The sequence below is a fragment of the Paenibacillus sp. AR247 genome, assembly GCF_002968895.1.
Classification (GTDB): Bacteria; Bacillota; Bacilli; order Paenibacillales; family Paenibacillaceae; genus Paenibacillus_AQ; species Paenibacillus_AQ favisporus.
On the sequence record NZ_PCZT01000011.1, the window covers coordinates 91,846 to 99,201 of the forward strand.

9 protein-coding genes are annotated in these 7,356 nt (G+C 57.5%); 1 reads left to right on the forward strand and 8 read right to left on the reverse strand.

What is annotated here, in order from left to right; all coding sequences use genetic code 11:
* From CPT76_RS21115 to CPT76_RS21145, 8 genes are all read right to left on the reverse strand, one after another.
* Positions 1-1,395, reverse strand: a 1,395-nt coding sequence (locus CPT76_RS21115; RefSeq protein WP_258168715.1) for an MDR family MFS transporter, incomplete at its 3' end; no start/stop codon positions are given.
* 195 nt (positions 1,396-1,590) lie between these two features.
* On the reverse strand, positions 1,591-2,442 hold the full coding sequence (locus CPT76_RS40235; protein WP_258168716.1) for an ABC transporter ATP-binding protein: 852 nt from the start codon (positions 2,440-2,442) through the stop codon (positions 1,591-1,593).
* Positions 2,367-3,185: an energy-coupling factor ABC transporter ATP-binding protein gene (locus CPT76_RS40240; RefSeq protein ID WP_258168717.1), complete on the reverse strand. Its 819-nt coding sequence runs from the start codon at positions 3,183-3,185 to the stop codon at positions 2,367-2,369. The genes CPT76_RS40235 and CPT76_RS40240 overlap by 76 nt, the downstream gene beginning before the upstream one ends.
* Positions 3,166-3,783, reverse strand: a complete 618-nt coding sequence (locus tag CPT76_RS21125; RefSeq protein ID WP_105444363.1) for an ECF transporter S component — start codon at positions 3,781-3,783, stop codon at positions 3,166-3,168. The genes CPT76_RS40240 and CPT76_RS21125 overlap by 20 nt, the downstream gene beginning before the upstream one ends.
* Before the next feature lie 116 nt (positions 3,784-3,899).
* Positions 3,900-4,673, reverse strand: coding sequence for an energy-coupling factor transporter transmembrane component T family protein (locus CPT76_RS21130; RefSeq protein ID WP_105444364.1), 774 nt, complete (start codon positions 4,671-4,673; stop codon positions 3,900-3,902).
* Positions 4,674-4,695: 22 nt separating this feature from the next.
* A complete protein-coding gene (locus CPT76_RS21135) occupies positions 4,696-4,911 on the reverse strand; it encodes a GNAT family N-acetyltransferase (RefSeq protein ID WP_105444365.1) in 216 nt (71 codons plus the stop codon).
* Positions 4,912-5,181: 270 nt separating this feature from the next.
* The gene (locus CPT76_RS21140; protein ID WP_105444366.1) at positions 5,182-5,619 is read right to left on the reverse strand and encodes a disulfide oxidoreductase; all 438 of its coding nucleotides are present in this window, start codon (positions 5,617-5,619) and stop codon (positions 5,182-5,184) included.
* A 12-nt stretch (positions 5,620-5,631) separates the two neighbouring features.
* Complete coding sequence (locus tag CPT76_RS21145) at positions 5,632-6,354, reverse strand: thioredoxin domain-containing protein (protein WP_244364552.1); 723 nt, start codon at positions 6,352-6,354, stop codon at positions 5,632-5,634.
* A 304-nt stretch (positions 6,355-6,658) separates the two neighbouring features.
* Between CPT76_RS21145 and CPT76_RS21150 the strand changes: the two genes are divergently transcribed.
* Positions 6,659-7,356, forward strand: a 698-nt coding sequence (locus tag CPT76_RS21150) for an alpha/beta hydrolase (RefSeq protein WP_181152980.1), incomplete at its 3' end; no start/stop codon positions are given.

Genomic DNA, 7,356 nt, shown 5'->3' on the forward strand with positions numbered 1-7,356 from the left:
AATATGCCTCAGCTCGCTCCACAACTCCTTGGGAAGCGATGCGCTTCCTTCCGGAGTCAGCAGCTGGTTGACCTCTTCTTGGCCGACCCGCTCCAACCCCGGAGTATCGGCGAGCCGCCCGGCCAGCGTCAAGTTGATCAGTGATCCAAAGACAGCGACGCCGACCGTCTGGCCCAGCGACCGGATAAAGGTATTCAGCGCCGTCGAAGCGCCGCGAAGCGAGTAACCCACCGAGGACTGTGCAATAATCGTGAACACCGTGTTGGAATATCCGAAGCCGAGGCCGTAGATAAAGGTAAAAATCAAAATCACGTAATGCGGCGTCCCCTCGCCAATCCAGGCTAATCCGAGAGCCCCGATCACGATGCCGGCCAGGCCGATCAGCGTCGTTTTCCGCGAACCGGCGGTAAGAATGAGCCGGCTCCCCGCTACGGAGCCGAACAGCCAGCCGATCGACATCGGCGCCATCGTCAGCCCGGACATCGTGGCATTTTTGCCCATGACTCCTTGAATCCAGAGCGGCGTATACGTCGTGAGGCCGATCAGCAGCGCGCTGGTCAGCATAGCGGCGACGGTGGACACGGAAATATCGCGAATCCTAAACAGCTTCAGCGGCAGCATCGGCTCCTTCGCCCGTGCCTCCACCACGATAAAGGCTGCCAGGAAAACCAGCGCAAGCACGATGCAGAGCACGATCCACACCGAAGACCAGGCAAAGAACTGCCCGCCGGTTGCCAGCGCAAACAGCAGCGCCGTCATCCCCACCGTAAACGTTCCGGCACCTGCGAAATCGACATGTGTTTCGGCACGCTCCTGTCGCTGTTCGTGGAAATGGCGGGCGATCATCCACATGGACAGCAGCCCGAACGGCACGTTAAAGCCGAAAATCCAGCGCCAATTCAAATAGTCGACAAAGTATCCGCCGATGAGCGGTCCGATCAGGGAGGCAATGCCCCAGACCGAACTGATGAGTCCCTGGATTTTGGCACGTTCTTCAATCCGGTAGACGTCCCCGATAATCGTAAAAGTGACCGGAATGACCGCCCCCGCTCCGATGCCCTGAATGGCCCGGAACGCGATCAGCTGTCCCATGCTTTGCGAGAAGCCGCACAGCAGCGATCCCAGGACAAACAGCAGCGACCCGATTTGAAATACTGGTTTGCGGCCGTACAGGTCGCTGATTTTTCCGAAAATCGGAGTGGATACGGCCATGGTCAGCAGGTAGGCCGTAAAAATCCAGCTGAGGAGCTTCATGCCGCCAAAGCTGCTGATAATGGCCGGACCGGCCGGTCCCGTTACGGTTCCTTCGATGGCCGACAAGAACGTGGATACGAGGATTCCGGCCAGAATCCAGTTCCGGCTCTGCTTTCCAGGCAAATGTTCAGATCGATTCACGTTATTTGTATCCTTTCTCCCGTTTTGACAAAGTTTCCTTATAACGAAACGTATCCACCCAGTGCACGAAAAATGGCCTCCGGTAAGAGACCGCTTTTCAGACTGGGCGGATGCATAGGGTTTATTAAAAATAGAAGGGCATGAAGTTTCAGGCGTAGACGATCATTCGACCGTCACTCAAACGAATCTTCCTGCCTATGATCGTACATGAATAAGTCCGTGATTCCGGCCCAACTGCCGGTAATTCTCGACCTTGCCTTGATCAAGCCGGAGCACGAAAGAAGCATCATCCTCCACCAGGCGGGGGTCGTGGGTAATCATGAGCAGGGCAGCGCCCCGGGCGGCGGCACCCCGGCACAGCTTCAGCAGCCGCTGCGCGGCGCGGTAATCGATGCCTGAGGTGGGCTCATCGAGAATGTAGAGGGCTTTCGGCTGGATCAGCTGGCCGATGACGCTGAGCAGCTTCTTCTCACCCTGGCTGAGCAGATAAGGGGAGTCTTGACGACGCCCGCTCAGTCCGGCAGCCGCAAGCAGCGCCTCGGCCGCTTCGGTCTGCTCAGGCGTCAGTTCAGCTTGCCGCCGGCGCCAGCCGCTTCGAATCCGCAAGCCGTACACGAGTTCATCCCACACCGTATGCTCCACAAATTGATGCTCCGGCTGCTGGAACACGTACCCGATGTCCCCGGCAAGCTGATGAACCGGCATACCGGATACGTCCCGCCCCTTCCAATATACAGAACGGGAAGGAACCGGGAGCAGGCCCATCAGGAGGCGGGTGAGCGTCGTTTTGCCCGAACCGTTCTCACCGGTCAGCATGCCCCACGCTCCCGGATGCATCGCGAACGAGACGTCCCGGAGCGCTTCCTGCCCTCCGGGGTAAGTGTAGCTCAGGTTCCGGACCTCGAGCAGCGGTCCGGAAGCTGGGTCACCGCCGGGGCAATCCGCACCCGGCGGCCTCTGCGCCGGCGCCGTCACCATGCCGGCGCTCTGCAGGGTCCCGGCGGCCGGCTCCGCTGCATGCGCGCCGGCTTCCGCTGCCCCTCCCATGGGGGCAGCACGCCGAGCTGCGCCAGCCGATCCCGGCTGGTGCGCAGCAGCTCCTGCGGCGCTCCGTCCAGCAGGACTGCGCCGCCGTCCAGGACGATGACGCGCTCCGCAGCGCGCGCGGCATCGTCGAAGCGGCCGGACACCGTGACGACGGTCCGGCCCTCGGCGTGCAGCCTGCGGCAGAGCTGCACGAACTGCGCCTGCGCCGCGGGGTCGAGGCTGGCGGATGCATCGTCAAAGACGATCATCCGCGGAGACAGCGACAGCACCGCGGCAATGGCGGTGCGCTGGCGCTGTCCGCCGGACAGCTCGCGCACCGGGGAGCGGCGGCGGGCGGTCAGGTTCACCGCCGCCAGCGCTTCGGCCACAAGGGACTCGATCTCCGCCGGCGGCACGCAGAGATTCTCGGGCCCGAACGCGGCCTCATCCTCGACGACGCCCCTCACCAGCTGGGCGTCGGGATCCTGGAACACGATGCCGGCCACCTTGGCGATCTCAGCGATCGGAGCTTCCGCCGGGTCAATCGTGTCCAGCCGCACCTTCCCTTCCCGGCGGCCGCCTCCGCTCCGCGGAAGATAGCCGCTAAGCAGCTGGCACAGGGTAGACTTGCCGCTGCCGCCCGGTCCGATCACCGCCGTAAACTGTCCTGCCGGAATCGTGAGCGACACGCCGCGGAGCGCAGGCTGCTCCACATCTTCGTACCAATAAGAAAGCTCCGTCAGCTCAATGGAAGTTCCCTGCATCCGCAGAAGCCTTTCTGCCAATGGCAAAACGTTTAAGCAGTCCGCTCCGCTGAAGCATATCCCCGAGCACCTTGGTCAGCAGGCCGCACAGCACGATACCGCTGATGATCCGCACCACCATCGTTATTGACAGCACCTGAAAGCTCCAGGACGTATACCCGAACATGTTCGCCGCGCAAATGAACCAGATCGGAACCATCGCGCCGCCGACCAGCATCATCGCACCGGCATTCCAGCGTTTGTAGCGAAGCAGAAAAAATACGGCCTCCGCCACAACCAGATAGCACAGTGCGGCCACGATGCTCGCTGCGATCCCGTACGTATTGCCTACAAAGCACTGGATCGCGCCGCCGATTCCGTATGTAATTGCCGCGGTTCCCGGCTTGCGGATAATGTAGTAGGCCAGCAGGCCGTACACCATGTACACGCCGACGATGGTAGAGGTCGCCACGGGCCCACCCAGGCTGTTCAGCATTTTATTAATGTAAGATAAATAAAAGGTCAATACCGCGTTCGCTGTGGCCAGCATCGCCATCAGCACGATGTCCAGCGTCGTAAACGGGACAACACGTCTTTTTGATTGTGATAAAGTTTCCATCTCATGTCAACTCCTAATCAGGAAAATGGTGGGATTTCTCACCCTTGAGGACTCGCATGGCCAGGCCTCCCTGCTATTGTGCATGATCGGATTCGAAACGTCAACCTAAAAATAAATTACAGGTTAACAATATGGATATACCACCACAGTGCCGCGGTAATCAGTACGGCCCCAACCGCCATGATTTGCCCGGCTGCAGACGGCTGCTGCTCCCTTAGAAACGTACGCTCTGGATATGCACTAAAGCCTTTGGCTTCCATCGCTCCCGCGGTTTGCTGAATCCGGCGCACAGCATTATGCAAAATGGCGGACACAAACACCTTCCACCAGCCTACACGCTGCTTGATTCCCTTGGGGGGTGCCCCTCCCCTGACCTGATGGGCAGCCGAGATGCTTCTCCCTTCTTCTTGCAGCAAAGGCAAAAACGTGAGCGCCATCGAAATGCCGAAGGCGAACCGGTAAGGAACCTTCATCCGCCGGGTTAACGCGGTGACGAGATCGCCGGGATCGGTCGTGACCATGTAGACAAAGGATGAGAGAAAAACCGTAAACATGCGCAGCGTGACCGAACCGGCCGCATCGGCTCCCTCCGTCGTGACGTGCAGCACGCCGAACTGCCAGATGGTATGGCTGCCGGGTACGGTCAGCAGGGTCAGTACAAAGTACGGAACCGCAAAACCGATCAGGAAAGCCATCGCTTTCCACTGCCTTCTCCAGCTGACTCCGCCTGCCGTTCGGGCCATGAACGAGGCCGCCAGCAGCAGCAGTGCCTGCCCTGCCGACGTGTGCAAACGCATCGTCAGCACGGCGATGCATAGCAGGACCACGAGCTTGCTGAGCGGGTCGATGCGGTGCAGCGGCGAGCCTCCCCCTTGATACGATAGGATCATCGTTTGATCGCTCCTCCTTGATCTAAAACTTGTTATACTCCGCCTGCTCCCACTCTTCACGCAGCAGCGAATGGAGCAGTGCATCGTGAAAGCCTGAAGCCGTATGGCGGTACTGTCTCAGCCGTCCTTCGTCCGTGAATCCGAGGGACCCGAACAGACGGACGGCTCGTTCATTCCGCGGATCGGTCAGCGCTTCAATCCGGTTAAGGCCCATGGTCCGGTAGCCGAATCCGAGCATCAGGCCGGGGCGTCGCCTTCCTCGAGCGGACGCAGCCGGATCCGCGGCCCTTCAAGCTCGGGAATATGCCCGCTGCATTGATAGCTCATCCAAACGCCCCTTTCATGTTCTTTGCAATATTAACAATGTACAACGCCTGCCCCCTGCAGCACAAGAGCGCCCCCCTCCCGGTTTCTGCCATATGAACGCAAAAAGCACCCCGGCGCTTACCCTGTGTCCGTGAGGAGGGCTGCAGCCGGAGTGCTTGTCCATCGCTGTATTTCTACACCATTATTGCTGTGCTTCCGTTCTTCCCATCAGCAGAAACGCAATGATAAAAATAAAAGCGATCAATGCCAGAAGCGGGATCGTAATGAAGCCAAACCAGTTCAAGTAATCGAAATTGCAGGGAATGCCTACCTTGCACGGCAGTGCCTTGGCAAGCGCCGGAATCTTCTGCTCTGCATAATGATAGATCGAGATGCAGCCGCCGATCGCGCTGAGGGTCACTGCATAAGGAATGATTTTACGGTCATTTTTGTAGCTGGCGATGCCGAGCAGGATCACTTCCGGATACATAAATATCCGTTGGAACCAGCACAGCCTGCACGGTTCGTAGTGCATCACTTCGCTTAAATACAGGCTGCCTCCCGTGGCGACAAGAGAGACGATCCAGGCCAGATACAGGCTGTAGGGCTTGATGAACGCAATGAAACGGTTGCCTTCCATCCGAAACTCCCCTTACTTGTCGGTGTCAGCCGACTTTTTATCCAAATAGCTCTTGAGCGCGTTGTAATCGAGCGTGACATTCTCCGCTACCTTCTCGCCGTTCACGTAAAGCGTTGGTGTACTGTTCACGCCCAGCTTGGTGCCGGTAGCCATATGGCTGTCCACTTCATCCTGGTACGTCTTCTCCTCGATGTCCTTGCTAAGCTGATCGTAATCCACTTTGATGTTATTGTCGCGGGCCAGCTTCACCAGAAACTCGGGCGTTGCCCACTCGGTTTTTTCATCCTGCTGGTTGTCGAAGAGTACGTGGTAGTACTTCCAAAATTCATCCTTGTTCTGATGGAACACCGATTGCGCGGCCAGTGCAGCCGTGTTGGAGTCCGCATTCGGACTGATGATAAGGTAATTCATGAAATAGAGCGCGGCTTTACCGGAATCGATAAAATCCTTCTGCAGGCTCGGCTCGATGTCCTGACTGAAATACTGGCAGGCCGGGCACTTGTAGTCGCCCATCTCCACGATCTTGATCGGGGCTTCCGGATTTCCCAGCACCGGGAGCGAGCTGTAATCAAACGATGCTTCCTTGGATTGCGGCCGAATGAACACCAGCAGCAGGACCAGCACGACGATACATGCACCTGTAATCCACATGATCCGCTTCATGCGTTTCTCCTGCGCTGCCCGCTGGGCTTTACGTTGGGCCACGGTGTTGACTTGCTTCTTCTTCGGTTTCACGAAGCCTGACGTCTCCTTTCCTGTGAACTAAAGCTGAGGCGCCTTGGCATTTGGGTCTTTAGTTCTTCCTTAATGTAAGTTACTTAACACTTCTTCTCTAGGTTATTCTAGCATCTCCCCCCGCCGATGACCAGAAAGAACCGCTTCCAAAACCGGTCAAATCGGGAATTGTTAAATAAATTGTAACAAAATCAATTACATGACAGCCCGTAGTGAGTTTTTTCATGAAAATATGAGTTGACTTAAAACGTTCCGGTGATACTACTTTTACCGTAACTGTATGAAAAGAAGGGGGGAATATCTTATGGAGTGGCAGACTGCCGTTATTGTCGTTTTTGCCGCTGTTCTGGCCGCGATGGGAATTACACGTTTCGCCTTTTATCAAATGACGCAGATGAAAGCCCTCACGTACGAGCAGACCTTTCAAGCCATGGAGCAGGTCGGGCTGTTCAAGCAGGACTACTTTGAGTCGCTGCCCAAGGAGGAGGTTCAAATTACAAGCTATGACGGGCTGAAGCTGAACGGCATGCTCATACCGCACCAGTCAGGCTCCAACCGTTTCGTCATTCTCGTCCATGGATATACCGCCTCGCTTCCCGCATCGATTCCCTTTATGGACATTTTCCGGGAAGATGGGTTCAACACGCTGCTGATCGACCTGCGCCGGCACGGAAAAAGCGAAGGCAAATATACGACCTACGGGTTCCACGAAAAGCACGACATCGACTCCTGGATCCGGTGGATACGCGCCACGTACGGCAGCGACTCGGTCGTCGGCCTGCACGGCATGTCGCTTGGGGGAGGCACCGTGCTGGAATACCTGTCGCTGCCTCACACAGACGCCGCCTTTGTCATTGCCGACTGCCCTTATTCCGATCTGACGCGCCTGATGCATCATCAAATGCAGGCGCTGAACCGTATTCCCGCGGCTGTGTTCCTTCCGCTCGTCGACCGCAGACTGTTCCGGAAAGCAGGCTTTACGCTGAATCAGGTCAGCCCTGT

Coding starts and splice junctions, on each gene's coding strand:
- CPT76_RS40235 (WP_258168716.1), bottom strand. CDS start 2,442: ATGGGAGGGGCAGCGGAAGCCGGCGCGCATGCAGCGGAGCCGGCCGCC.
- CPT76_RS40240 (WP_258168717.1), bottom strand. CDS start 3,185: ATGCAGGGAACTTCCATTGAGCTGACGGAGCTTTCTTATTGGTACGAA.
- CPT76_RS21125 (WP_105444363.1), bottom strand. CDS start 3,783: ATGGAAACTTTATCACAATCAAAAAGACGTGTTGTCCCGTTTACGACG.
- CPT76_RS21130 (WP_105444364.1), bottom strand. CDS start 4,673: ATGATCCTATCGTATCAAGGGGGAGGCTCGCCGCTGCACCGCATCGAC.
- CPT76_RS21135 (WP_105444365.1), bottom strand. CDS start 4,911: ATGCTCGGATTCGGCTACCGGACCATGGGCCTTAACCGGATTGAAGCG.
- CPT76_RS21140 (WP_105444366.1), bottom strand. CDS start 5,619: ATGGAAGGCAACCGTTTCATTGCGTTCATCAAGCCCTACAGCCTGTAT.